Origin of the sequence: Cupriavidus sp. SZY C1 (genome assembly GCF_032190535.1) — a bacterium.
Taxonomy (GTDB): Bacteria; Pseudomonadota; Gammaproteobacteria; order Burkholderiales; family Burkholderiaceae; genus Cupriavidus; species Cupriavidus pauculus_C.
The window spans coordinates 139,073-161,612 of sequence record NZ_JAUANU010000005.1 but is presented as its reverse complement, the minus strand read 5'-3'; the positions used below and the strand labels follow the sequence as shown (position 1 = coordinate 161,612).

The window sequence follows — 22,540 nt, the reverse complement described above, 5'->3', positions numbered from 1 at the left end:
CATGGCCTGGCGCAAGTGGGGGCTGGGACTGCTCACGCTGTCCTATCCGCTGGTGATCTACCTTGGGCTGCAGCATTTCTCGCCGCGCGTGATGGCGCTGGCGCTGGTCGCGCTCGCGCTGCTGCGCGCGGGGACGAGTCGCCAGGCCGGCTGGCGCGTGATGGCGCTGCTGGCGGCCGCCCTTGCAGTGGTCGTCATGGCGTCCGGCCACGCGCTGCCGCTGAAGTTGTACCCGGTGCTGGTCAACGTGGCGATGCTGGGGGTATTCGGCTGGACGCTGCGCTATCCGCCCACGCTGGTCGAGCGCCTGGCGCGGATGCGGGAGCCGGACCTGCCGCCGAGCGGGGTGGCCTACACGCGCCGCGTCACGCAGGCATGGTGCGTATTTTTCGTCTGTAACGGCACGATCGCGGCCATCACGGCCTTTGCCGCCAATGACCGAGTCTGGGCGCTCTACAACGGCGCCATTGCTTATGGCCTGATCGGCGCGATGTTTGCCGGCGAATGGCTCGTGCGCCAGCGCGTCAAGGCGCGCGGCGCGGAGAAACGTCATGGTTGAGGGAAAGCCGGCGTGGACCGGCCTGGGTGGGGTCATGGCGGCGCTGGCCGATGCGCCGGTTGCGCGATGCGTGGCAGGCGATGCCGCCAGCGGTGTCGGCGCCCAACGCTTCGTGGCGCGTGCCGCAGCGTGGCGCCGCATGCTGGCCGATGCGCCCGGCGCGCGCTGGGCGATCCATATCGAGGATGTGGCCGAGTTTGCCGCCGCGCTGTTCGGCGCCTGGTACGCCGGCAAGCACGTGGTGCTGCCGGGCGATACGCGGCCCGAAACGCTCGCGGCGCTGCGCTCGGAGAGCGACGGCTGGGCCGGTGAATTGCCCGATGCCCGCGTGCCCGTCGCCGCCACGGACGCGGACCTCGACCCCGACGTCGATTGGCCGATGCTCGCCACCCACGACACCTGGGTCACGCTGTTCACGTCCGGTTCCACCGGCGTGCCGGGCGCGATCCACAAGCGGCTCGCGCAGCTGGACGCGGAAGTCCACACGCTGCAGCAGGCGTTCGGGCAGCACTGCACCCCGGATACGCGCGTACTCTGCACCGTTTCCCACCAGCACATCTATGGCCTGCTGTTCACGGTGCTGTGGCCGCTGGCGGTGGGGCGTCCCATGCGTGCAGCCCGGTTTGCGTTCCACGAAGAACTGGTCGCGGCATGCCAGGCCGATGCCGCTCCCGCCGTGTTCGTCAGCAGCCCCGCCCATTTGAAGCGCATGCCGGCCGCGCTGGACTGGGCCGCGGTACGCAGGTCGGTCCGCGCGGTGTTTTCTTCGGGCGGACCGCTGCCGCCCGAAGCCGCCGCCGATGTGCTGCGCCATATCGGCCACTCGCCCATCGAAGTGTTCGGCAGTTCGGAAACGGGCGGCATCGCATGGCGCCAGCGCACCGTGCACGCCGATCGCTGGAACGCGCTGCCCGGCATTGCGTGGCGGCTCCAGGACGGCTACCTGGCGGTCCGCTCGCCGCACCTGCCCGATGACGGCTGGCATGTCTGCGCGGACCGCGCGCTGCCTGCCGGTGACGACAGCTTCGTGCTGGCCGGCCGGGCCGACCGCATCGTCAAGATCGAGGAGAAGCGCATCTCGCTGACCCAGATCGAACAGTCCCTGGCCGCCGCGCCGGGCGTGCGCGAAGCGCGGGTGGTCATGGTCGAACTCGATGTCGGCATGCGTGTGGCCGCCGCCGTCGTGCTGGACGAAGCCGCTCACGCGCAGCTCGAAGCGGACGGCCGGGGTGCGGTGAGCGCCGTCCTGCGCAAGCATCTGGCTGGCGCCATCGACCCGGTGGCCCTGCCGCGCCGCTGGGCGTTCCTGCCCGCGCTGCCTTGCAACGCGCAAGGCAAGACCACTGAAGCGATGCTGCGCGAAGTGTTCCGCCGCACGGTGCCAGAGGTGCGCTGGCTCGACCACGACGCAACATCGGCGACCGCCGAGCTGTACGTGGCGGAAGACCTTGCCGTGTTCGACGGACACTTTCCCGGGGCGCCGATCGTGCCCGGCGTTGCACAGGTAGACTGGGTCATGGCGCTTGCGCCGCAGAAGCTTGACGTGCCGCCGCGTCAACGCTTCGCCCGGCTCGACGTGCTCAAGTTCCAGGCCGTCATCCGTCCGAACAGTACCGTGCAGCTAGCGCTGATGTGGCAGGCCGACGTGCGCGCGCTGGGGTTCCGGCTGACGTCCGATGCCGGGCCGCACGCCAGCGGCCGGATCATGTTCCATCCCGAAGCGCCATGAGCCCCACGCAGCAGTCCTGCTCCGATGCCAGCTTCCGGCCCGTGGTGCTGGTGCCCGTCTACGACCACGAAGGCGCGATCGGCGCGATGGTCGACGCCATCCTGCGGCATCCGATTCCGTGCCTGCTGGTCGATGACGGCAGCGGCCCGGCCTGCGAGCGCGTGCTGCGCGAGATTGCCGACGCCCATCCCGCCCGCATCCGCCTGGTGCGCCTGCCGCAGAACCAGGGCAAGGGCGGCGCGATCATGGCGGGCTTCGAGGCGGCCGCGGAACTCGGCTACACCCACGCGTTGCAGATCGATGCCGATGGACAGCATGACGCCGCGTGCATTCCCCAGTTCCTCGCGCTGGCCGAAGCCGATCCCCAGGCGATGATCTGCGGGCATCCCGTCTACGACGCGTCGGTGCCGAAGCACCGGTTGTACGCGCGCTACCTGACGCACGTCTGGGTGTGGATCAACACCCTGTCCTTCGAGATTCGCGATTCGATGTGCGGCCTGCGCGTCTACCCGCTGGCCGCGGTCACGCGGCTGATGCGCGAGGTACGGCTGGGCCGCCGCATGGAGTTCGATACCGAGGTGCTCGTGCATCTGGTGTGGCGCGGCGTGCGGATCGTCAATGTGCCCACGCGCGTCACGTATCCCGCCGACGGCGTGTCGCATTTCCAGGCGTTGCGGGACAACGTGCTGATCTCGCGCATGCATACGCGGCTGTTCTTCGGCATGGTCTGGCGTCTGCCGCGCCTGCTCTGGCGCAAGGTGGCGGCATGAGCGCGGCGCACTCGAATCCGGCAAGCACTGCCGCCGCGGCACGCTCGCGCCACTGGAGCACGATCGGCGAGGTCACATGCGTCTGGGGCGTCTGGTGCCTGTATTTCCTGAACCGGATCTTCGGCCGCACGCTGTTCCGCCTGGTCGTCTATCCGGTGGTCAGCTACTACTGGCTGACCCACCCGCTCGCCCGCCGCTCGTCGCTCGACTTCCTGACGCGCGTGGAGCGCACCGCCGGCACCATCGGTGGCCGGCCCACGTGGCGGCATACGCTGCGCCACCTGTTCTCGTTTGCCGATACGCTGCTGGACAAGTTGCTGGCCATCGGCGGCCAGTATCGATTCGGCAGCGTCAGGCGCGAAGGCAACGAGGTGCTGCTCGAACAGATCGCGCGCGGGCAGGGCGGCATCATCATGACCGCGCACATGGGCTGCCTGGAGCTGTGCCGGGTGCTGGCCAACCAGCGCAACGGCATGCGGCTGACCGTGCTGGTCCACACGCATCATGCCGAGCGTTTCAACCGCATCCTGTCGCGGATCGATCCCAGGTCCGGCGTGCAGCTTTACCAGGTGGACGATATCTCGCCCGCCACGGCGCTGGAATTGACCGCGAAGGTGCAGGCCGGCGAGTTCGTGGCCATTGCTGGCGACCGCGCGCCGGCCCACGGTGGCCGCGCGGTACGAGTGCCGTTCATGGGCGACCCGGCGCGCTTTCCCGTCGGCCCCTATGTGCTTGCCGCGCTGATGCGCTGCCCGCTCTATGCGATGGGCTGCGTGCGTCAGCGCGAGGGCCATCTGCTGCGCTTCACCGAGATCGCGCACGAGGTGAACCTGCCCCGGGCGCGCCGCGAGCAGGCGCTCGTGGCGCTGGCCACCGCCTACGCCGCGTGGCTGGAGGCACTGGTCGTGCAGTCGCCCTACGACTGGTTCAATTTCTACGAATTCTGGGCCGACGATCCCGTGACCGTCGGCCGCCAGGGCGCGCAGGAGGCTTGAGCGGCCTGCGCTCACCGATTCCCATGTCAAAAGTCTTCCACCACGCCATTACGCTGACCCCGGCTTTCCACGATCTCGATCCGATGAACGTGGTCTGGCACGGCAACTACATCCGCTATTTCGAGCTGGCGCGTTGCGCGCTGCTGCAGACCATCGACTACGACTACCCGCAGATGCGCGATTCGGGCTATGCGTGGCCGGTGGTCGACCTGCGGGTCAAGTACGTGCGGCCGCTGGTCTACGGGCAAGCGGTGGTCGTGCACGCGTCGATCGTCGAATGGGAGAACCGGCTCAAGATCGACTACGAGATCCGTGATGCCGCATCCGGCCAGCGCCTGACGAAGGGCTACTCGATCCAGGTGGCGGTGGACATCGAGACGCAGGAGATGCTGTACGTCTGCCCGCCGGTACTGCTGGAAAAGCTGGGGATCACGCCATGAACCGCCGCCAGTTGATGCTTGGCGCGGCGATGTTGCTGGGCTTGCCAGCCCATGCCGCCGATCTGCTTGGCGATGTCGCCGCGCGGCTGGCCGATGCGCCGGTGATCCGCGGCCAGTTCGAGCAGACCCGCAAGCTGCCGGGTTTCAGCCACCCATTGGTCTCGCGTGGCGATTTCGTGCTGGCCAAGGGCCGCGGCGTGGTGTGGGCAACGCGCGAGCCGTTTGCGTCGAGCCTGTTGGTCACGCCCGACCGGTTGGTGATGCGGGGGGCGGACGGCAAGGTGCAGCAGCAGATGCAGGCCGATTCGCAGCCGGCGATGCGCGTGGTTGGCGAATCGATGATCGCCGTGCTGCGGGGCGATCTGCGTAGCCTGCAGACGCGCTTTGACGTCACGGGCAAGCTCGTCGGCAAGGCGGGCTGGACATTGACGCTGACGCCGACCGACGCCGGCATGCGCCGCGTGTTCACCCGCATCGAGCTCGCGGGCGACAGGTTCGTGCGCGATGTCCGGCTGCAAGAGGCGGGCGGCGACAGCACCGTCGTGAAGATGATCGGTCCCGTCTCGGCCGCCAGCCTGACGCCCGCCGAGGAGCAGCGTTTTGAGTGAGACGGCGGGCGTGGCGATGCGCGGCGGGCTGACCCGGATCGAGCGATGGCTCGCCGTTGGCTGGCTGCTGTTCGTGCTGGCGCTGGTGGCACACCAGGTGGCGTTCTGGCGGGCATCGCGGCTGGATACCGACGTGCTGGCGCTGCTGCCGACGAGCGAGCGCACGGCGACGGCGGACCGCGTGCTGCGTCGGCTGGCCGAAGGCGTGGAGCAGGAAGTGATCGTGCTCGTGGGCAGCGACGACTGGTCGCGCACGCGCGCCGCCGCCGAGCGGTTCAGTGCGGCCACGGCGCGGCAGGCGTCCCTGCTCAAGCCCGTCGACAAGATCGCGGCATTCGATTTCGATGCCGCGCTGGCGTTCTACCGGCCGTGGCGCGATCGGCTGCTGACCGATGCGCAGCGCGCGCAGCTTGCCACGGCCGATGCCGATACGCTCGCCCAGCAGGCCCTCACCAGGCTGTACCAGCTGTCGACGGGGCCGCGCCTGACCGACTGGGCGGCAGACCCGCTGGGGCTCTGGCAGGACTGGTGGCTGTCGCGCGCGGCCGTCACCCGTGTGCACGAGCGTGATGGATTGGCATCGCTGTCGGGCGATGGCAAGGAGTGGGCGCTGCTGTCGTATCGCATCACCAAGCCGGCTTTCTCCGTCAGTGGCAGCACGGACTACAGCGATCTGCTGGTCGCGGCCGAGCACGCGGCGCGGCAGGGCGACGATGGCGTGCGGGTGATTGCCGCCGGCATCCCGCTGCATGCGGAGGCCGCCGCCGCGCAAGCCAACTGGGAGATGAACGTGATCGGCTGGGGCTCGCTGGCCGCCGTGCTGCTGCTGGTGTGGCTGGCGTTCCGGTCGCTGCGGCCGATCTTGCTGGTCGGGCTGTCGCTGGTGATCGGCACGGCCGCGGCGGTTTCCGCCACCGCCATCGTCTTCGACCGGGTACACCTCGTCACGCTGGTGTTCGGCGCCAGTCTGGTCGGTGTGGCCGAGGATTTCGGCATCCACTACTTCGTCACGCGGCAGTCCATGCCGCGCGCGACGCCGCCCGCCGTGATGCGGTTCCTGTTGCCGGGCCTCGCGCTTGCGCTGCTCACGAGTGTCGTGGCGTACATGGCGCTGGGCGTCGCACCTTTTCCTGGCTTGCGCCAGATGGCGCTGTTCTCGGCCGTCGGGCTTGTCTGCGCCTTCCTGACCGTGGCGTTCTGGTTCCCGCTGCTCGATCGCGGCACGTTGCGCCAGACCCGGCTGTCCACGTGGCTGGCCGGCAGCCTGGGCCGCTGGCCCAGCGTCCGCAACGATCGACGCACGTGGATGGCGCTGGCCGTGCTGGCGTTGTTCATCGTGCCAGGCGTCTTGCAGGTACGTGTGGTCGACGATGTGCGCCAACTGCAGAGTTCGCCGCCTGCGCTGGTGGAGGCGCAGCGCACCGCTGGCCGATTGCTCGGCACGCCCAGCCCGGCGCAGTTCGTGCTCGTGCGTGGCGCCACGCCGGACGAGGTGCTGGCGCGCGAGGAAGTGGTCAAGGCAAGGCTCGGCGATGCGATCGCGCGCGGCGATCTGGCGGGATTCCTTTCGGTGTCCGACTGGGTACCGTCCGCTGCCCGCCAGCGCGCCGATGCGGCGCTCGCTGATCGGCAGGAAATTGCGGTACGCCAAAGCGTGGCGAGGGCGCTCGGCGGTACCATCGCCGCGCCCGGCGCGAAGGGTGGCGATGCCGTGCTGACCCTCGATGCATGGCTCGCGCATCCGGTGTCCGGCACGCTGCGCCACCTCTGGCTGGGACGCGAAGGCAATGGCTACGCCAGCGTGATGCTGCTGCGCGGGCTGGACAAGCCGGCGGTGATGCCGGGCATCGCGCGGGCGGTTGGTGAAGTGCGGGGCGCCGAATGGGTGGACCGCATCGCGGATCTGTCGGGCCTGCTGCGCCACTACCGCGTGCTGATGAGCTGGCTGTTGCTGGCCGGTGCGGCCGGGGTTGCGCTGTTGCTGGCGTGGCGCTACGGGCGTGCCGGATGGCGCGCACTGGTGCCCACGCTGCTGGCGGCGGCCATCAGCGTGGCCGCGCTCGGCTGGCTGCACGTGCCGTTGCAGTTGTTCTCGGTGCTCGCGCTGGCACTGCTGCTTGGCGTGGGTGTCGACTACGGCATCTTTCTGCTGGAGCATCCGGGCGATGGCGTGTCGTGGACGGCCATCGTCCTTGGCGCGGCCAGCACGCTGCTTGCGTTCGGCCTGCTTGCGCTGTCGTCGACGCCGGCGTTGCATGCGTTTGGCATGACCATGCTGACGGGCGTGGGTGCCGTATGGTTCTTGTCGCCGTGGCTTCGCCCGGCGGCCAGTCCACCCCATCACAACATTGAACAGGGTTGATCCTCATGAAGAAGGAACAGGTTGATGTGCTGATCGTCGGCGCCGGTCCTGCGGGGTCGGTGGCGGCGGGGCTGCTGCGCAAGCGGGGCATTGGCGTGCTGGTGATCGAGAAGGAGCAGTTTCCGCGCTTTTCGATCGGCGAGAGCCTGCTGCCGCAGAGCATGGCGTACATCGAGGAGGCCGGGATGCTGCAGGCCGTGGTCGAGGCCGGCTTCCAGCACAAGAACGGCGCGGCCTTCTCGCACGCGGGCCGCCATACGGCGTTCGACTTCCGCGACAAGTTCTCGCCCGGCTGGGGCACCACCTACCAGGTGCAGCGCGCGGATTTCGACAACGTGCTGATCCGCGAGGCCGAGAAGCAGGGTGCCGAGGTCCGCTTCCGGCATGTGGTGGAAGCCGTCGACGTGAATGGCGCCCAGCCGCTGGTGACCGTTCGCGCCCCGGATGGCCAATCCTACCTGGTCGAGCCGCGCTTCCTGCTCGATGCGTCCGGCTTCGGCCGCATCCTGCCGCGCCTGCTGCAGCTCGAATCCCCGTCGAACTTCCCGGTGCGGGCCGCGATCTTCACGCATGTGGAGGATCGCGTGCCGGTGGGCGCGTTCGACCGCAACAAGATCCTGATCAGCGTGCATCCCGAGCACACCGACGTCTGGTACTGGACGATTCCGTTCTCGAATGGCCGTTGCTCGCAGGGCGTGGTGGCGGAGAAGTCGTTCCTCGACCGCTATCCCGGCGACGAAATGGCCAGGCTCAAGACGCTGGTGTTCGAGGAGCCGGGGCTGGCCGGGCTGCTGGGCAATGCCAACTGGGACACGCCGGCCCGGCAGATCGTCGGCTACTCGGCCAATGTCAGTTCGCTGTGGGGCAAGGGATATGCGCTGCTGGGCAATGCCGGCGAGTTCCTCGACCCCGTGTTCTCGTCGGGCGTGACCATCGCATTCAAGTCGGCCAGCCTGGCGGCGGCATGCGTGGCGCGCCAGCTCGCGGGCGAGCAGGTCGACTGGGACGCGGACTTTGCCAGGCCGCTGAAGGGCGGCGTGGACTGCTTCCGCACCTATGTGGAGGGCTGGTATGACGGCACCTTCCAGAAGGTGATCTTCTATCCGGACAGCACGCCGGAGATCCGCCAGATGATTTCCTCGATCCTGGCCGGCTATGCGTGGGACCGGGATAACCCGTACGTGGCCGAATCGAAGCGGCGTCTCAAGGTGCTGGAGCAGCTTTGCACGGCCTGAGTCCTTTTCTCCGATGGATCGCAGGGGTGGCACTGGCGGGGACGGTGGCGCTGGCCGGCTGCGCGTCCGCGCCGCGTGCCGTGGAGCCGCCGGCCCGCACACAGTCCGCCGAAGCGGTACCGTTGCTGCGGCTGCCGCCTGCATCGCTGGGCCGGACGCTGCAACTGCAGCAGCAGATCACCGTGCAGTACCCGTCGCCCCAAGGCGAACAGACGCGCGACATCGTGGCCTTGCTTGAGGCCGATGCACAGCGCACGCGGCTTGCCGCCGTGGCGGGCGGGCAGGTGCTGGCCCGGCTCGACTGGGACGGGCGCGACCTGCGCGTCACGCGCGCGCCGTGGGCGCCCCAGGAGTTGCTGCCCGAGCGTATCCTCAGTGATCTGCAACTGTCGCTGTGGCCCGTGCCGGCCATCCAGGCCGCACTGCCCGCTGGCTGGCGGGTGGATGCCTCGCCAGGGTTGCGCCAGTTGCGCGCCGGTGACGAGGTCGTCGCGGAAATCCGTTATCCCGATGCCCGAACCACGCTGTTCGTGCAGCATCGCGACGGCTACCGGCTGACGATTCGGACGCTGCAGGAGACAGGAGGCGCGCGATGACGGTCTATCTCAATGCGATGAACGTGATCTGCGCGCTCGGCAGCGGCAACGATGCGGTGCGCGCGGCGCTCTGGCGGACCGACGGGCCGTCGGGTGGCGAAACCACCGACCGCTATACGCCGGGCACACCGCTGCACCTGGGGACGGTACGCGAACCGATTGCGGCGTCCGACCTGCCCGAAGGCGTCCCACCGGCGCTGTTCAGTCGCAACAACGCGCTGCTGGACCGCACGCTGGCAGCGTTGCGGCCGGCCGTGGACGCCGCCGTCGCGCGGGTGGGCCCGACGCGGGTGGCAATCGTGCTCGGCACCAGTACGTCGGGCATCAGCGACGGCGAGACAGCCGTGCGGGCACGGCAGCAGACCGGTCAGTGGCCGGCGGCGTTCCACTACGGCCAGCAGGAACTGGGGTCGCCGGCGCAGTATCTCGCCCTGGCGTTGGGCGTGGCCGGGCCGGCCTATACCATTTCCACGGCCTGTTCTTCCAGTGCCAAGGCGCTGGCGGCGGCGGGCCGGCTGCTGGAGCAGGGCGTGGTCGACGTCGCCATTGCCGGCGGCGTGGACACGCTCTGCGCCTTCACGATTGCCGGGTTCCGTTCGCTCGAATCGATCAGCGCGGAGCGCTGCAATCCGTTGTCCGCCCATCGCCATGGCATCAACCTCGGCGAAGGGGCGGCATTGTTCCTGATGTCGCGCGAAGCCGGGCCGGTGCGCCTGGCCGGCTGGGGCGAGACTTCGGATGCGCATCACATGTCGGCGCCCCATCCGGACGGGCTGGGCGCACGGACGGCCATGGCGCAGGCGCTGCACCGCGCGGGCCTGCAGGCCGCCGATATCGACTACCTGAACCTGCATGGCACGGCGACCGAACAGAATGACGCGATGGAGTCCCGCGCCGTGATGGACCTGCTTGGCGCCGACGTGCCCGTCAGTTCCACCAAGCCGCAGACCGGCCACACGCTGGGGGCGGCCGGCGCGGTGGAAGCCGCGCTGATGTTCCTGACCTTGACCGACAATTCGCAAGGGCGCCTGCCCGCGCACTGGTGGGATCGCGCGGCCGACGCCACGCTTCCGGCCCTGCATGTGGTGGGTGCGGACGAATCGCTGGGCCGGCCGGTGCGCCATGTGATGAGCAATTCGTTTGCGTTTGGCGGCAGCAACAGCGTGCTGGTGCTGGCGGAGGGGTAAAGATGGCGACAACCGAACCGATATCGCATATACCGTTGCCCCCGGTGGCCGAGGTGGTGCCCCATGCCGGGGCCATGCGCCTGATCGACGAACTGGTCGAGGCGGATGCGGAGCACTGTGTGGCGCGTGCCACGGTGCGTCCCACGCAGTTGTTCGTGGCCGACGACGGCATGCCTGGCTGGGTCGGCATCGAGTACATGGCGCAGACGATCGCGGCATGGGCCGGGGTGAAGGACCGTGCGGCGGGGCGGGCGCCCGGCATCGGCTTTCTGCTCGGGTCGCGCCGCTACGCGTGCGACGTGGCCGCATTCCCGGTCGGCGGCGTACTGACGATTTCCGTGCAGGCCGAACTGGTGGGCGACAACGGCCTGGGCATGTTCGCCTGCACACTGGCGCTGGATGGCCGTGAAGTGGCCCGCGCCAACGTTTCCGTGTTCCAGCCTGGGGATGCGGAGGCTTTTCTCCAGGGGCAGCAAGCATGACGAACAAGACCGTGCTGGTCACGGGATCCTCGCGGGGCATTGGCCGCGCCATCGCATTGCGCCTGGCGCGCGACGGCTACGACCTGGTGGTGCATTACCGCTCGCGCCGCGACGAAGCGGAGTCCGTGGCCGATGCCGTGCGCGCATTCGGCCGCAACGCGCGCGTGCTCGCCTTCGACATCGCGCAGCGCGACGCCACGGCGGAAGTGCTGCTGGCGGACGTCGAGAAGCACGGCTGCTACTACGGTGTGGTGTGCAACGCCGGCATTGCCCGCGACGCGGCATTTCCCGCCATGACGGGCGAGGAATGGGACGACGTCGTGCACACCAACCTCGACGCGTTCTACAACGTGCTGAATCCGCTGGTCATGCCGATGGTGCAGCGGCGGCAGCCCGGCCGTATCGTCACGCTGTCTTCGGTATCGGGGCTGGTCGGCAACCGGGGCCAGACCAACTACAGCGCCGCCAAGGCCGGCATCATCGGCGCCACCAAGGCGCTGGCGATCGAACTGGCCAAGCGCCAGATCACGGTGAACTGCGTGGCGCCGGGCTTGATCGACACAGAGATGGTGGACGCGCATGTGCTGGAGGAGGCGCTGAAAATGATCCCCGCCCGGCGGATGGGAACGCCGGACGAGGTGGCCGCCACGGTGGCTTTCCTGCTGTCGCCGGATGCCGGTTACATTACACGGCAGGTGATTTCGGTGAACGGGGGGATGTTCGGATGAAGCGGGTCGTCGTAACCGGCGCCGGGGCGATCAGCGCCCTGGGCAATGACTGGGCCACGGTGCGTCAACGCCTGGCCGGCGGGCGCAGTGCCGTGGTCCGCATGCCGGATTGGGAGGACATCCGCGGCCTGAACACGTGGCTGGGCGCGCCCGTGCCCGCTTTCACGCCGCCGTCGCACTACACGCGCAAGCTGACGCGGTCGATGGGACGCGTGTCGCTGATGGCCGTGATGGCCAGCGAGGCCGCGCTGGCCGATGCCGGCCTGACGGGCAGCCCGCTGGTGACCGGTGGCCGCATGGGCGTGGCCTATGGTTCGTCGACCGGCTCGCCGGCGGCGGTGCAGGATTTCGCCCGCATGATGGTCGACCGGACCACCGAGGACATCAGCGCGACCACGTACATCCGCATGATGCCCCACACCACGGCCGTCAATATCGGCGTCTTCTTCGGCATCACGGGCCGCATCCTGACCACGTCGAGCGCGTGCACGTCGGGCAGCCACGGCATCGGGTACGCGTTCGAGACCATCCGCGCGGGCCGTCAGACGTTGATGCTGGCGGGCGGCGCCGAAGAACTGGACGCGACCGAAGCGGCGGTCTTCGACACGCTGTTTGCCACGAGCACGCGCAACGATGCGCCGGAAACCACGCCCCGGCCGTTCGATGTGAACCGCGACGGCCTGGTGCTTGGCGAGGGCGCCGGCACGCTGGTCCTGGAAGAGCTGGAGCATGCGCGGGCCCGCGGCGCGCGGATCCTGGCGGAGATCGTCGGCTACGGCACCAACAGCGACGGCGCGCACGTCACCCAGCCGCAGGCGCGGACCATGGCCGATGCCATCCGGCTTGCGCTGGAAGACGCCAGCCTGTCGCCCGAGGCCATCGGCTACGTCAACGCGCATGGCACGGCAACCGACCACGGCGACGTGGCCGAATCGCATGCCACGCACGAGGTGCTGGGCGCCCGCGTGCCAGTCAGTTCGCTCAAGAGCTACATGGGGCATACGCTCGGCGCCTGCGGGGCGCTGGAAGCGTGGATGTCGATCGAGATGATGCGCGACGGGTGGTTCGCGCCGACGATCAACCTGTCGGACCCCGATCCGCGCTGCGCGCCGCTCGACTACATCATGGGCGAGGGCCGCCGGATCGACACCGATCATGTGATGAGCAACAATTTCGCGTTCGGCGGCATCAACACCTCGCTGGTGTTCCGCCGCTGGACCGATTGAAGGTGGGCGGGCCCCGCCAGTGGCAGCAGTCAAGTCATCCGTACGGCAGTTGTTTCAACCTGATCCACAACCAGAAAAAGGAAGATCAATGAAATTCGCCCTCCCGCTGGCCGCCGTGGCCTGTGCTGCTTCGCTGCTTTCGACGCCCGCCGCGGCGCGCGATACCAAGTACATGCTGCCGCTGGCAGACGTGCTCAACATGCCCGAGGCCAAGGAAAAGCTCGACGGCTCGGTGAAGTTCTACCTGGCGGGAGCGCCCACGCCGACGGTGCTGGAGAAGAAGGACAGCGACGTATCGAACCGCAAGACGAACGGCGTGGGCAAGAGCGACGAGGATGCCTGCCGATGGGCCGCGTTGTCGGCGCTGATCTCGTTCCAGGACAAGGCCAGGACGCTCGGCGCCAACGCCGTGATCGACATGGTCAGCTACTACAGGAAGGACACCAACGCGAACGCCACCGACTACGAATGCCATGCCGGCGCCGTGGTGGTGGGCGTGGCGCTCAAGGGCACCTTCGCCCGCGTGGCGCAGTAACGCACGGCGCCCCCAGCCTCGCCGCCCATAGAGACCAAAGCCATGCCGCTCGCCCTGCGCACCGGATCGGTCATGGCCTTTGCCGCCATGGCGCCGCCTGTCAGCCGGTGGATGTCGCCGGAGGAACTGGCGCGGCTGGCCGAGATGCGGGCGCAGCAGCGCGCGGAGCAGTTTGCCGCCGGGCGCTGGCTGGCGCGCCGGCTGCTGGCGGTGACGTTTGGCGGGGATGCGTCCGAATGGGCGCTGTCGGCGGCCGAGGATGCGCCGCCGCTGGCCACGCACACGGGCGGGATGGTGGGCACGCCGGTGTTCGTGTCGATTGCCCACTCGGGCGACCATCTGGCGTGCGCGGTGTCGGACATGCCTGTCGGTGTCGACATCGAGGAACTGCAGCCGCGCAAGCATCTCGACACGCTGATCGAGGCCACCACGACCGAGGCCGAGCGGGCCGCGCTGCCGGCGCTGCTGGCGCGCGGCGACGACGATGCGCGCATGCTCGCGTTCTTCCAGCTCTGGACGCTCAAGGAAGCGTGGATCAAGTGCCATGGCGGCAACCTGTTCCAGACGATGGTGGGTCACGTGGTGCAGGCCGTGCCGGCGCCGCTGGAACAGGCCAACGGGCTGACCTGGCAGCGCAAGAACGCCGTGCTGGCGCTGGCGGCTGCCACGCTGGTCGACGAACTGGAGTTGCCGCAGGCCACGGGCTGGCGGCTGGATGCGCGCGAAACGGTCGACTGAACGCCCCGGCCGCCGGCCGGTTCAGGTCTTTTCCAGCGACGCGCAGGCCGCGCGCAGGATGGCGGCGTAGCGGTCCAGATGCGGCTCGATCCGGTACACCGGCCCGGCAATCGAGATCGCGTAGCACTCGCCGGACAGCCGCACCGGCCACGCCAACGCGCCCACGTCGGGCATCGATTCACTGAGATTGACATAGGCGCCGCGCTCGCGCGCCTGGCGCAGGTCTGCTTCGAGCGCGTCCGGCGTGGTCAGCGTGCGCGGCGTGAAATGCTGGAACGTCAGGCGGGGCAGCAGCGCCGCGCGCTCGCCGTCGTCCATCGCGGCCAGCAGCGCCTTGCCGATGGAGTTGGCATGCAGCTCGCGCCGCTCGCCGGCCGTGGCGATGTAGCGGATGGCGTGCGGGGACTCCAGCACGTCCAGATAGACCACCGCCGTGCCTTCGTGGAGCTTGCCGATGACGATGGTTTCGCCGGTGGCATCGCGCAGTTCGCTCATGGTGCCGTGCACGCGGTCCAGCACGGGGTCGTGCCGGGCGATCTGCTGGGCCATCGCCAGCAGGCGGCCGGTGGGGTAGTAGCCCTGGCGGCGCGCGGTTTCGTAAAGGTAGCCGAGCGAGGTCAGCGTGCGGATCAGCGCCAGGCAGCTCGACGCGGGCACCGCCAGCAGGCGGGCCAGTTCGGACAGCGACAGCGCGCGACGCTCGCGCGCGAAGGTCTCGATGATCTCGATCACGCGCAAGGCGGTCTTGACGTTCATCGCCGGGGTCTTGGTGGGCTCTGGGCGCTCTGGCATGGGCGGCGGTTCGGGTTCGGATCGGGCGGACGCCATCGGCCGCGACTGTAGCACGGCACCGGGCCACGAGGCGACCAGCGGCGCCCGGCACGCCAACTCGTACAACCTATCGGTTGTATCGACGTTTTACAACCAATACGTTGTAAATTGCCAATACAACGTTTACGGTGTAAAACGCCTTTACAACCGATACGATGTCGGCCGCCCCCATCCATCCTGTCCCGCCATGTCCACGACCTACCCGATCCGCATCCTGAGCCAGCTCAGCCCCGTGCTGCAGGGGTTTCGCAAGGCGCGCGGCCTGACCCAGGCCGAACTGGCCGCGCGGCTGGGCGTCAGCCAGCAGAGCTACGCGCGGCTGGAAGCCAATCCCGGCCGGGCCAGCATGGCACGCGTGCTGGCGGCGCTGCAGGCACTGGAGGTGGACCTGGCCCTGACGCCGCGCGGCCAGATCGATGCCGGGACGGCGGCCAAGGCGTCGAAAGCCCCGAAAGCCAACGCCCCGAAAACCCCGCCCGCCGCCAAGACAGCCAGGCCGGCCCGTTCGCGCAAGCCCCGGACGGCGCCGGGGGAGGACTGGTAAATGGGTCGACGCGCGCTGCGGCGCCGGCTGGGCGTGTGGATGAACGGCTGGCTGACCGGCATCTGGGAGCACGGCCCGGACGGCGAGTCCTTCGCCTACGACGCCGACTGGATGGCCAGCAGCCAGGGCCGGCCGCTATCGCTGTCGCTGCCGTTCCGCTCCGACGCGCTGCCGTACCGTGGCCGGGTGGTGACCGACTATTTCGACAACCTGCTGCCCGACAGCGACGCCATCCGCCGCCGGCTGGCCCAGCGGCACCGCACGCAGGGCACGGGGCCGTTCGAGCTGCTGGCCGCGCTGGGCCGCGATTGCGTCGGCGCGCTGCAACTGCTGCCGGCCGATGCGGCGCCCGAGCACCTGCGCAGCATCGACGGCACGCCGCTGGACGAAGCCGCCATCGCCCGGCTGCTGCGCGACGCCACGCGCAGCGTGCCGCTGGGCCAGCACGACGACGACAGCGACCTGCGCCTGTCGATCGCCGGCGCGCAGGAAAAGACCGCGCTGCTGTATCACGAAGGCCGCTGGCTGCTGCCCCACGGCAGCACGCCAACCTCGCACATCCTCAAGCTGCCGCTGGGGCTGGTGGGCAACATGCGGGCCGACATGCGCACGTCGGTGGAGAACGAATGGCTGTGCGCGCGGCTGGTGCGGCATTTCGGGCTGGCGGTGGCCGATTGCGCCATCGCCACGTTCGAGGACCAGAAGGTGCTGGCCGTGACGCGCTTCGACCGCCGGCTGGCACCCGATGGAAGCTGGATCATCCGCCTGCCCCAGGAGGATTTCTGCCAGGCGCTGGGCCTGTCGCCGCTGTCGAAGTACCAGGCCGACGGCGGGCCGGGCATTGCCGACATCATGGCGGTGCTGGCCGGGTCCGAGACGCCGGGCCATGACCGGCGGCAGTTCTTCACCGCGCAGATCCTGTTCTGGCTGCTGGCCGCCACGGACGGCCATGCCAAGAACTTCAGCCTGTCGATCGGGCCCGGCGGCCGCTACTGGTCCACGCCGCTCTACGACGTGCTCTCCGCGTATCCGATCATGGGCAGCGGCACCAACCAGTTGGCTCCGCAGAAGGCGCGGCTGGCCATGGCGGTACGCGGCAGCCAGAACCACTATCGCGTGGCGCAGATCCTGCGGCGGCACTGGCTGGAGCAGGGGCGCCGGGTGGGGCTGCCCGCCGACGAGGTCGAGGCCATCCTGGCCGGCCTGAAGGACGCCGTGGCGCCGGCCATCGACGCCACGGCCAGCGAACTGCCCGCCGGATTTCCCGCCGACGTGGCCGAGCGCGTCTTTGCCGGGCTGCGCGCGCAGGCCCGGCGCATCTGAGGTCTGGCCGGCCGGTGCCGGCGCCCGGTTTGTACCGTTCTGTATCCGCGCGGACCGGCGATACGTCGGCACACGCAACGGCCGGGTGCGACACACGGGCGCGATACGTCCATCCCTTCCAATAGGCTCCATGGCCGGCGCACGGGGCGCCGCCAAACCACGGTCAGGCAGGAGCCACCCATGTCGAAATGGAATATTGCGGTGCAGATGGCGAGGGCCGCGTTCTCGTCGCTGCCGCCCGGTGCGCTCCAGGGGCTGACGCTGGCCGCGGCGATGCTCGCCGTGGCTACCGCGTGCGCGGCATTGGCCGTCGCGTGGCAGGCGCGCTCCATGCCGGCCTTCACCCAATAGTGAATCTGGAGAGATCCCATGTTGAAACGAACGATTGCATCGCTGGCGGTGGCTGCCCTGGGTCTGGGCGCGGCGTCGGCGGTCTCGGCCGCGCCCGCGGCGCAGGCTGCCGACAAGGCGCAGACGCCCACCGTCGTCATCGTCCACGGCGCCTTTGCCGATGGCTCGGACTGGGCCAAGGTGATCCCGCTGCTGCAGGCGCGCGGCGTGAAGGTGCAGGCGGTGCAGAACGGGTTGGAATCGCTGGCGGGCGACGTGGCGGCCACGCGCCGGGCGATCGACAACCAGCCCGGCAAGGTGGTGCTGGTGGGCCATTCCTGGGGCGGCACGGTGATTACGGAGGCGGGCGCCAACGACAAGGTATCGGCGCTGGTCTACGTGGCCGCGTTCGCGCCCGAGGCCGGGCAGTCCACCGAGGAAGCCGGCAAGGCATTTCCGCCCGCGCCGGGCATCGGCAAGCTCGTGGCCGACAAGGACGGCTACCTGTCGCTGCCGCCCGAGGCCGTGGCCAGCGACTTTGCGCAGGACGTGCCCGCGGCGCAGGCGCGCGTGATGGCAGCCACGCAGGGGCCGATCCAGGCCAAGGCGTTCGGCGAGAAAACGACCGTGGCAGCGTGGGCCAGCCGGCCGTCGTGGTACATCGTCAGCGCCAACGACCGGATGATCCCGCCCGACCTGGAGCGCGCGATGGCCAAGCGGATCGACGCCAAGGTCACCACGCTGCCGACCAGCCACGTCCCCCAGCAATCGCGCCCGGCCGACGTGGCGAAGGTGATCCTGGACGCGGTGGAGACGGTGAAGGGACGGTAGCAGGCAGGTAGACGGACGCGCGCTGCCGCAAGGCGCGTGACTTGGTTATGCGCTCCCCTCTCCCGCGCGCGAGAGAGGGGTGGGGGAGAGGGCCGGCGTTCCCCATCGCGACACCGCGCAGCAGCCAGACACCCAACCGCCGGCAGCAAGCGAAGGCAGGCCGGGCGGCTTACTTGTTCGGCGTGGCCGCCGGGCCGGCCGGGATCGGGTCGATGCCGTCGCGCTTCACGTAGGTCACCGACGTGACGTAGCTGGCCGCCGTGTACTTCTCCACGCCGTTGGTGCCCTGGCGCTCGCCGCCGGCGGGGTCGTTGTGCTGCAGCTCGGCCACGTACATGCCCTTCCACGGCATGTCGAACGTCACCAGGCCCTGCTCGTCGGTGCGGCCTTCCTTGGCCCAGCCCGACTGCGTGACCAGCGCGACCTTGGCCTTGGGCAGCGGCTTGCCCTGGTAGTACGCCTTGAACGCGCCCGGCTGGCCGGCCGGCACCAGATCCAGCGTCAGCCGGGGCGGCTGGGCGGCGAAGTCGGACACCCAGCGCGCGGCCGGATGGTAGCGGTTCGTGAATTCCTTGTCGGCGCGCTTGCCCGTGTAGAGCGGGTAGCGGGCGTCCTCGGCCACCAGCGCGTCGCGCTCGCCCAGCGTGAACGGCAGTTGCAGGCCGTTGCCGGTCTTGCTGGCGGTGGCGGTTTTCTCGCCGCTGGCCGAGATCAGCGTGGCCGTGGGCGCCACGAACTTGTCCAGCAGCCCCGGCGAGACTTCGCGCAGGTTCTCGCCGAATTCGCCGAAGCGGATGGTGGCCGGCTGCCCGGCCGGCTGTTCGATCCAGATCTGGTGCGCCTGGGCGGCGCCGGTCAGGGCAAGCAGGGCAGCAGCTACGGTAATGCGCGGGTGCATAGGGCCTCGTCGTGTTGGGTCAGAAATCGAACTGCGCGGACAGGAAGACCGTGCGCGGTGCCGCAACAGTAGCGTAAGTGCCGCTCACGAGCCAGTAGTTCGAGTTGAACAGGTTTTCGATGTTGGCACGGAACACCACCGACTTGCCCATGACCTTGGTGCGATAGCGGGCACCGATGTCGTAGCGGGTCCAGCTCGGCATGCTCAGCGTGTTGGTCGCGTTGAAGTACAGCGACGACGTGTGGATGATCCGCCCGTTGACGCTCAGGCCCGGCACCCAGGGCACGTCCCAGTCGGCGCCCAGGTTGAACGCGTTGTTCGGCACGCCGTTGGCCTTGTTGCCGTCGTTCACGCCGCCGGCGGTCTGCGTCAGCTTGGCGTCGTAGAACGTGGCGCTGGCCATCAGGCGCAGGCCGCGCACCACTTCGCCATAGGCCGACAGCTCGATGCCGCGGTTGCGCTGCTCGCCGTCGAAGCTGTAGAGGTTGGTGGCGGGGTCGGTGATGGCGCTCGGGCGCTCGATCTGGAAGGCCGACACCGTCGTGGTGACCGTGCCCCAGTCCACCTTCACGCCGCCCTCGTACTGGTTGGACTTGTACGGCGGGAAGACCTGGCCCGCGTTGGCGGCCGTGGTGGGTGCCACGCCGCCGCGCGACAGGCCCGAGGTGAAGTTGCCGTACAGCGACACGTTCTTCACCGGCTTGATGACGATGCCCGCCAGCGGCGACACCGCGCTTTCGTCGTAGCTGGACTGCCGGGCGCCCGTGGTGGTGCTGAAGTTGTCCAACCCCACGCGCTGGTGGCGCAGGCCGCCGGTCAGCAGCAGGCGGTCGTCGAACATGGCCAGCGTATCGGTCAGCGTGAAGCTCGTGAGCGCCGATTCGGATGCCTTGGTGGCGTCGATGCGGGTGCCCACCACCGGCGTCAGCGGCACGGGGTTGTAGAGGTTCGACGCCTGGGCCGGTGCCGACGACGGCACGTAGGCGTTGCCCAGCTCCTGCTCCAGCCGCGAGAAGCTGGCCGTGACCGTGTGGCCAATGCCGAACGTGCTGAACGACGTGCGCGCGCCCACGTCGGCCGTCCAGGTCTTGCTGTACGAGTCGTAGAACGCGTTCGTGACGTTGAAGTTGCCCTGCGCGTTGGCCGGGCCCAGCGGGAAGGTCTGGTAGGCCGACCCGTCGCGGTAGCCGCCGGCCGCGTAGACGGTCAGGTTCGGCAGGATGTCGTATTCCAGCCGCGACATCACGGCCGTGTCGTGCAGCCACAGCTCGGTGCCGGGGTAGAAGTTGCGGTGGCCCGACGGCGCGTCCGGAATCTTCGTCACGCCGGCCTGGAAGCCGATCTGCGGGCGGAAGTTGTCGGTGCCTTCGTGCTGCGTGTACGTATCCAGCGACCAGCGCAGCTTCTTGCCGCGATAGTCCAGCGCCAGCGCGCCCACGCCCTGTTTCTGGCGGCCGTCGTCGAGCGTGGTATCGCCGCCCCGGAACACGCCGTTGACGCGCACGCCCCATTCCTTGTTCTCGCCAAAGCGGCGGCCCACGTCGGCCTGCACGCCGAACAGCGACTTGCTCTCGTAGGTGGTAGTCAGGCGGGTCAGCGGCTCGTCGCCCGCGCGCTTGGTCACCACGTTGATGGCGCCGCCGATGCTGCCGTTGGGGCCGATGCCGTACATCAGCGTGCCGGGGCCCTTGAGCACCTCCACCCGCTCCATGATGGCGGCCGGCATGCGGCTGGACGATGCCATGCCGTACAGGCCGTTCAGGCCCACGTCGCCGCTGGCCACGGTGTAGCCGCGAATCTGGAAGTCCTCGCCAAAGCCGCCGCGCGACGTCAGCGTGCGCACCGAGGCGTCGTTGATGACCACGTCGGCCAGCGTGCGTGCCTGCGTGTTCTCGATGATGTCGCTGGTGTAGTTGGTGGTGCTGAACGGCTGGTCCATCACGTCGGACGTGCCGAGCACGCCCAGGCCGCCGCCGCGCGCCACCTGGCCGCCGGCGTAGGCGCCGGGCAGGTCATGGGCACCGGCCGCCGATACGGTGACCACCGGCAGCGTGCGGGCGCCATCGGCCGTGCCGCCGCCGGCCGGGCCGTTGATCAGGTAGCTGCCGTTGGCTTGCTGCGCCACTTCCAGGCCGGTGTTGGCCAGCAGCGCGTCCAGGCCGGCGCGCGGGGTGTAGGTGCCTTGCAGGCCGGCGCTCTGGCGCCCGGCCGTGATTTCGGGCTTGAACGACAGCATGATGCCGGCATCGCGTCCAAAGCGGCTCAGCGCGTCTTCGAGCGAGCCCGCCGGGATGCTGTAGGCGCGCGCGGCGGCCTGGGCGTGCGCCGCCATCGGCACGGACAGCGCCGGCGCGGCCACCACGGCGCCAAAGGCGACGCGGCCGACCAGCGTCGTCAGCAGCTTGCGGCGGAAAACACGATTGGATGGACGCTGGCGCGCAGGGACCGGACCCATGATCAGACCTTTCGAATAGGAGGTGAAATGACGTTCTTGCCCTCCTTGACCCGCGAGTTTCGAAAACGGATCAGGTCCAGCGCATTTTTTTTCGATCGGTGCGACAGCACGGCAGTCAGGCCCGCGGCGCCGGTACCAGGCGGATCTCGTCCTGGCCCCAGAGCCGCGTGGTGGTTTCCTTGCGCAGGTTCAGCGTGCTGGCCAGCGTCTGCAGCACTTTGCCGAGGTCGTCGAGCGGGAACGACCCGCTCACGCGCACGCCGGCGATGGCCGGATCGCACGACAGCGCGGCACGGCTGTAGCGCCGCAACTCGGCGATGAAGGCATCCAGCCGCATGCTGCGCGCGACGATGAAGCCGTCGGCCCAGGCGATGCGCGCCGCTTCGGCGGGGAAGGGCGCGCCAATGGCCTGCACGCTGTAGCGCGCGCAGGCGCCGGCCTGCAGCACGCGCGGCCGGTCGGGCGCCGCGTGCGGGCGGATCTCGACGGCGCCTTCGAACACGCAGACTTCGGTGTCGGCATCGTCCTGTCGCACGGCGTAGCGCGTACCCAGCGCGTGGGCGCTGCCCTGGGCGGTCTCGACGAAGAACGGACGCGGCGCGGCCTGCGGGTCCTTTGCCGTGGTGACGAGGATTTCGCCGGCCAGCAGGCGCACGCGGCGCGCGGTGGCGTCGAAGCGCACGTCCACGGCGGTATCGGTATTGAGCTGCAGCCGGGTGCCATCGGCCAGCACCACGGTCCGCCGCTCGCCCACGGCGGTGCGGTGGTCGGCTATCCACTGGCGCCAGGGCGTGTGCTCGCGGGCCGTCCAGGTGAGCCCGCCGGCAAAGGCCAGCACGGCCAGCGTCTTCATGGCCTGGCGGCGTGGCTTCGGGCGTGGCGTGGCCAGGGCGGCGCGCGCCAGTCCGGCCGTTTGCGGCGCGGACAGCGGCGCCAGCCGGCCGCGCACGGATTCAATGCGCTGCCACGCGCGTTCATGATCGGGATGTTCGGCGCGCCAGCGCATCCACGCCTGCCGCACCTGCGGCGAGACGGGCTCGGCCTGCAATTCCACCAGCCATTCAAGCGCGCGCTCGGCCACGTGCGGGGGAATCGTCGCCGCGTCGGCGGTCGCCCGGTACCAGGAAGATGCGGGCAC

The 22,540-nt window shown here is 69.4% G+C and carries 23 protein-coding genes; 19 read left to right on the top strand and 4 right to left on the bottom strand.

What is annotated here, in order from left to right; genetic code table 11:
- Position 1: 1 nt before the first annotated feature.
- The 15 genes from QTN24_RS10455 (at position 2) to QTN24_RS10385 (ending at position 14,190) form a co-directional block, all read left to right on the top strand.
- The gene (locus QTN24_RS10455) at positions 2 to 559 is read left to right on the top strand and encodes a hypothetical protein (protein ID WP_313836882.1); all 558 of its coding nucleotides are present in this window, start codon (positions 2 to 4) and stop codon (positions 557 to 559) included.
- Entirely contained in the window at positions 552 to 2,288 is a 1,737-nt protein-coding gene (locus tag QTN24_RS10450; RefSeq protein WP_313836880.1) for an AMP-binding protein, read from the top strand. The genes QTN24_RS10455 and QTN24_RS10450 overlap by 8 nt, the downstream gene beginning before the upstream one ends.
- On the top strand, positions 2,285 to 3,058 hold the full coding sequence (locus QTN24_RS10445; RefSeq protein ID WP_124685239.1) for a glycosyltransferase family 2 protein: 774 nt from the start codon (positions 2,285 to 2,287) through the stop codon (positions 3,056 to 3,058). Before QTN24_RS10450 ends, QTN24_RS10445 begins: the two co-directional genes overlap by 4 nt.
- A complete protein-coding gene (locus tag QTN24_RS10440; protein WP_124685238.1) occupies positions 3,055 to 4,053 on the top strand; it encodes an acyltransferase in 999 nt (332 codons plus the stop codon). The genes QTN24_RS10445 and QTN24_RS10440 overlap by 4 nt, the downstream gene beginning before the upstream one ends.
- A 23-nt stretch (positions 4,054 to 4,076) precedes the next feature.
- Positions 4,077 to 4,493 (top strand): acyl-CoA thioesterase, encoded by a 417-nt coding sequence (locus QTN24_RS10435; protein WP_313836877.1) that lies wholly within the window; start codon positions 4,077 to 4,079, stop codon positions 4,491 to 4,493.
- Entirely contained in the window at positions 4,490 to 5,101 is a 612-nt protein-coding gene (locus QTN24_RS10430; RefSeq protein ID WP_313836875.1) for an outer membrane lipoprotein carrier protein LolA, read from the top strand. The genes QTN24_RS10435 and QTN24_RS10430 overlap by 4 nt, the downstream gene beginning before the upstream one ends.
- The gene (locus QTN24_RS10425) at positions 5,094 to 7,463 is read left to right on the top strand and encodes a hypothetical protein (protein ID WP_313836874.1); all 2,370 of its coding nucleotides are present in this window, start codon (positions 5,094 to 5,096) and stop codon (positions 7,461 to 7,463) included. The genes QTN24_RS10430 and QTN24_RS10425 overlap by 8 nt, the downstream gene beginning before the upstream one ends.
- A gap of 5 nt (positions 7,464 to 7,468) precedes the next feature.
- Complete coding sequence (locus QTN24_RS10420; protein ID WP_313836872.1) at positions 7,469 to 8,698, top strand: NAD(P)/FAD-dependent oxidoreductase; 1,230 nt, start codon at positions 7,469 to 7,471, stop codon at positions 8,696 to 8,698.
- A gap of 26 nt (positions 8,699 to 8,724) precedes the next feature.
- Complete coding sequence (locus tag QTN24_RS10415) at positions 8,725 to 9,294, top strand: DUF3261 domain-containing protein (RefSeq protein WP_313836871.1); 570 nt, start codon at positions 8,725 to 8,727, stop codon at positions 9,292 to 9,294.
- Positions 9,291 to 10,481, top strand: a complete 1,191-nt coding sequence (locus QTN24_RS10410) for a beta-ketoacyl-ACP synthase (RefSeq protein WP_313836870.1) — start codon at positions 9,291 to 9,293, stop codon at positions 10,479 to 10,481. Before QTN24_RS10415 ends, QTN24_RS10410 begins: the two co-directional genes overlap by 4 nt.
- A gap of 2 nt (positions 10,482 to 10,483) precedes the next feature.
- Positions 10,484 to 10,963: a hotdog family protein gene (locus QTN24_RS10405; RefSeq protein ID WP_313836868.1), complete on the top strand. Its 480-nt coding sequence runs from the start codon at positions 10,484 to 10,486 to the stop codon at positions 10,961 to 10,963.
- Entirely contained in the window at positions 10,960 to 11,691 is a 732-nt protein-coding gene (fabG, locus tag QTN24_RS10400) for a 3-oxoacyl-ACP reductase FabG (protein ID WP_124685231.1), read from the top strand. The genes QTN24_RS10405 and fabG overlap by 4 nt, the downstream gene beginning before the upstream one ends.
- Positions 11,688 to 12,917: a beta-ketoacyl-ACP synthase gene (locus QTN24_RS10395; protein ID WP_313836865.1), complete on the top strand. Its 1,230-nt coding sequence runs from the start codon at positions 11,688 to 11,690 to the stop codon at positions 12,915 to 12,917. Before fabG ends, QTN24_RS10395 begins: the two co-directional genes overlap by 4 nt.
- An 88-nt stretch (positions 12,918 to 13,005) precedes the next feature.
- Positions 13,006 to 13,452: an excinuclease ATPase subunit gene (locus QTN24_RS10390; protein WP_124685229.1), complete on the top strand. Its 447-nt coding sequence runs from the start codon at positions 13,006 to 13,008 to the stop codon at positions 13,450 to 13,452.
- A gap of 42 nt (positions 13,453 to 13,494) precedes the next feature.
- A complete protein-coding gene (locus QTN24_RS10385; protein WP_124685228.1) occupies positions 13,495 to 14,190 on the top strand; it encodes a 4'-phosphopantetheinyl transferase family protein in 696 nt (231 codons plus the stop codon).
- A gap of 21 nt (positions 14,191 to 14,211) precedes the next feature.
- Here the strand turns inward: QTN24_RS10385 and QTN24_RS10380 are convergent, their stop codons facing one another.
- Positions 14,212 to 14,946: an IclR family transcriptional regulator gene (locus QTN24_RS10380; protein ID WP_313837087.1), complete on the bottom strand. Its 735-nt coding sequence runs from the start codon at positions 14,944 to 14,946 to the stop codon at positions 14,212 to 14,214.
- A 262-nt stretch (positions 14,947 to 15,208) separates the two neighbouring features.
- Here QTN24_RS10380 and QTN24_RS10375 point away from each other — a divergent pair, with 262 nt between their 5' ends.
- The 4 genes from QTN24_RS10375 (at position 15,209) to QTN24_RS10360 (ending at position 18,049) form a co-directional block, all read left to right on the top strand.
- Positions 15,209 to 15,565, top strand: coding sequence for a helix-turn-helix transcriptional regulator (locus tag QTN24_RS10375; RefSeq protein ID WP_313836860.1), 357 nt, complete (start codon positions 15,209 to 15,211; stop codon positions 15,563 to 15,565).
- Positions 15,566 to 16,888, top strand: a complete 1,323-nt coding sequence (locus QTN24_RS10370) for a type II toxin-antitoxin system HipA family toxin (RefSeq protein WP_313836858.1) — start codon at positions 15,566 to 15,568, stop codon at positions 16,886 to 16,888.
- Positions 16,889 to 17,068: 180 nt separating this feature from the next.
- Positions 17,069 to 17,239 (top strand): hypothetical protein, encoded by a 171-nt coding sequence (locus QTN24_RS10365; protein WP_313836857.1) that lies wholly within the window; start codon positions 17,069 to 17,071, stop codon positions 17,237 to 17,239.
- 18 nt (positions 17,240 to 17,257) lie between these two features.
- Positions 17,258 to 18,049 carry an alpha/beta hydrolase gene (locus tag QTN24_RS10360; protein ID WP_313836855.1) on the top strand — a complete coding sequence of 264 codons (792 nt, stop codon included), beginning with the start codon at positions 17,258 to 17,260 and terminating at the stop codon, positions 18,047 to 18,049.
- A gap of 169 nt (positions 18,050 to 18,218) precedes the next feature.
- Here the strand turns inward: QTN24_RS10360 and QTN24_RS10355 are convergent, their stop codons facing one another.
- The 3 genes from QTN24_RS10355 to QTN24_RS10345 form a co-directional block, all read right to left on the bottom strand.
- Positions 18,219 to 18,947 (bottom strand): DUF4198 domain-containing protein, encoded by a 729-nt coding sequence (locus tag QTN24_RS10355; protein WP_124685225.1) that lies wholly within the window; start codon positions 18,945 to 18,947, stop codon positions 18,219 to 18,221.
- A gap of 19 nt (positions 18,948 to 18,966) precedes the next feature.
- Complete coding sequence (locus tag QTN24_RS10350; protein WP_313836853.1) at positions 18,967 to 21,402, bottom strand: TonB-dependent receptor; 2,436 nt, start codon at positions 21,400 to 21,402, stop codon at positions 18,967 to 18,969.
- Positions 21,403 to 21,517: 115 nt separating this feature from the next.
- Positions 21,518 to 22,540: a FecR domain-containing protein gene (locus tag QTN24_RS10345; RefSeq protein WP_313836851.1), complete on the bottom strand. Its 1,023-nt coding sequence runs from the start codon at positions 22,538 to 22,540 to the stop codon at positions 21,518 to 21,520.

Excerpts from the sequence above, each read along its gene's own strand:
- QTN24_RS10450 (WP_313836880.1), top strand. The coding sequence starts at position 552 with ATGGTTGAGGGAAAGCCGGCGTGGACCGGCCTGGGTGGGGTCATGGCG.
- QTN24_RS10435 (WP_313836877.1), top strand. The coding sequence starts at position 4,077 with ATGTCAAAAGTCTTCCACCACGCCATTACGCTGACCCCGGCTTTCCAC.
- QTN24_RS10405 (WP_313836868.1), top strand. The coding sequence starts at position 10,484 with ATGGCGACAACCGAACCGATATCGCATATACCGTTGCCCCCGGTGGCC.
- QTN24_RS10385 (WP_124685228.1), top strand. The coding sequence starts at position 13,495 with ATGCCGCTCGCCCTGCGCACCGGATCGGTCATGGCCTTTGCCGCCATG.
- QTN24_RS10445 (WP_124685239.1), top strand. The coding sequence starts at position 2,285 with ATGAGCCCCACGCAGCAGTCCTGCTCCGATGCCAGCTTCCGGCCCGTG.
- QTN24_RS10440 (WP_124685238.1), top strand. The coding sequence starts at position 3,055 with ATGAGCGCGGCGCACTCGAATCCGGCAAGCACTGCCGCCGCGGCACGC.
- QTN24_RS10360 (WP_313836855.1), top strand. The coding sequence starts at position 17,258 with ATGTTGAAACGAACGATTGCATCGCTGGCGGTGGCTGCCCTGGGTCTG.
- QTN24_RS10355 (WP_124685225.1), bottom strand. The coding sequence starts at position 18,947 with ATGCACCCGCGCATTACCGTAGCTGCTGCCCTGCTTGCCCTGACCGGC.
- QTN24_RS10420 (WP_313836872.1), top strand. The coding sequence starts at position 7,469 with ATGAAGAAGGAACAGGTTGATGTGCTGATCGTCGGCGCCGGTCCTGCG.
- QTN24_RS10390 (WP_124685229.1), top strand. The coding sequence starts at position 13,006 with ATGAAATTCGCCCTCCCGCTGGCCGCCGTGGCCTGTGCTGCTTCGCTG.
- QTN24_RS10375 (WP_313836860.1), top strand. The coding sequence starts at position 15,209 with ATGTCCACGACCTACCCGATCCGCATCCTGAGCCAGCTCAGCCCCGTG.
- fabG (WP_124685231.1), top strand. The coding sequence starts at position 10,960 with ATGACGAACAAGACCGTGCTGGTCACGGGATCCTCGCGGGGCATTGGC.
- QTN24_RS10350 (WP_313836853.1), bottom strand. The coding sequence starts at position 21,402 with ATGGGTCCGGTCCCTGCGCGCCAGCGTCCATCCAATCGTGTTTTCCGC.
- QTN24_RS10395 (WP_313836865.1), top strand. The coding sequence starts at position 11,688 with ATGAAGCGGGTCGTCGTAACCGGCGCCGGGGCGATCAGCGCCCTGGGC.
- QTN24_RS10455 (WP_313836882.1), top strand. The coding sequence starts at position 2 with ATGGCCTGGCGCAAGTGGGGGCTGGGACTGCTCACGCTGTCCTATCCG.
- QTN24_RS10430 (WP_313836875.1), top strand. The coding sequence starts at position 4,490 with ATGAACCGCCGCCAGTTGATGCTTGGCGCGGCGATGTTGCTGGGCTTG.
- QTN24_RS10370 (WP_313836858.1), top strand. The coding sequence starts at position 15,566 with ATGGGTCGACGCGCGCTGCGGCGCCGGCTGGGCGTGTGGATGAACGGC.
- QTN24_RS10380 (WP_313837087.1), bottom strand. The coding sequence starts at position 14,946 with ATGAACGTCAAGACCGCCTTGCGCGTGATCGAGATCATCGAGACCTTC.
- QTN24_RS10410 (WP_313836870.1), top strand. The coding sequence starts at position 9,291 with ATGACGGTCTATCTCAATGCGATGAACGTGATCTGCGCGCTCGGCAGC.
- QTN24_RS10365 (WP_313836857.1), top strand. The coding sequence starts at position 17,069 with ATGTCGAAATGGAATATTGCGGTGCAGATGGCGAGGGCCGCGTTCTCG.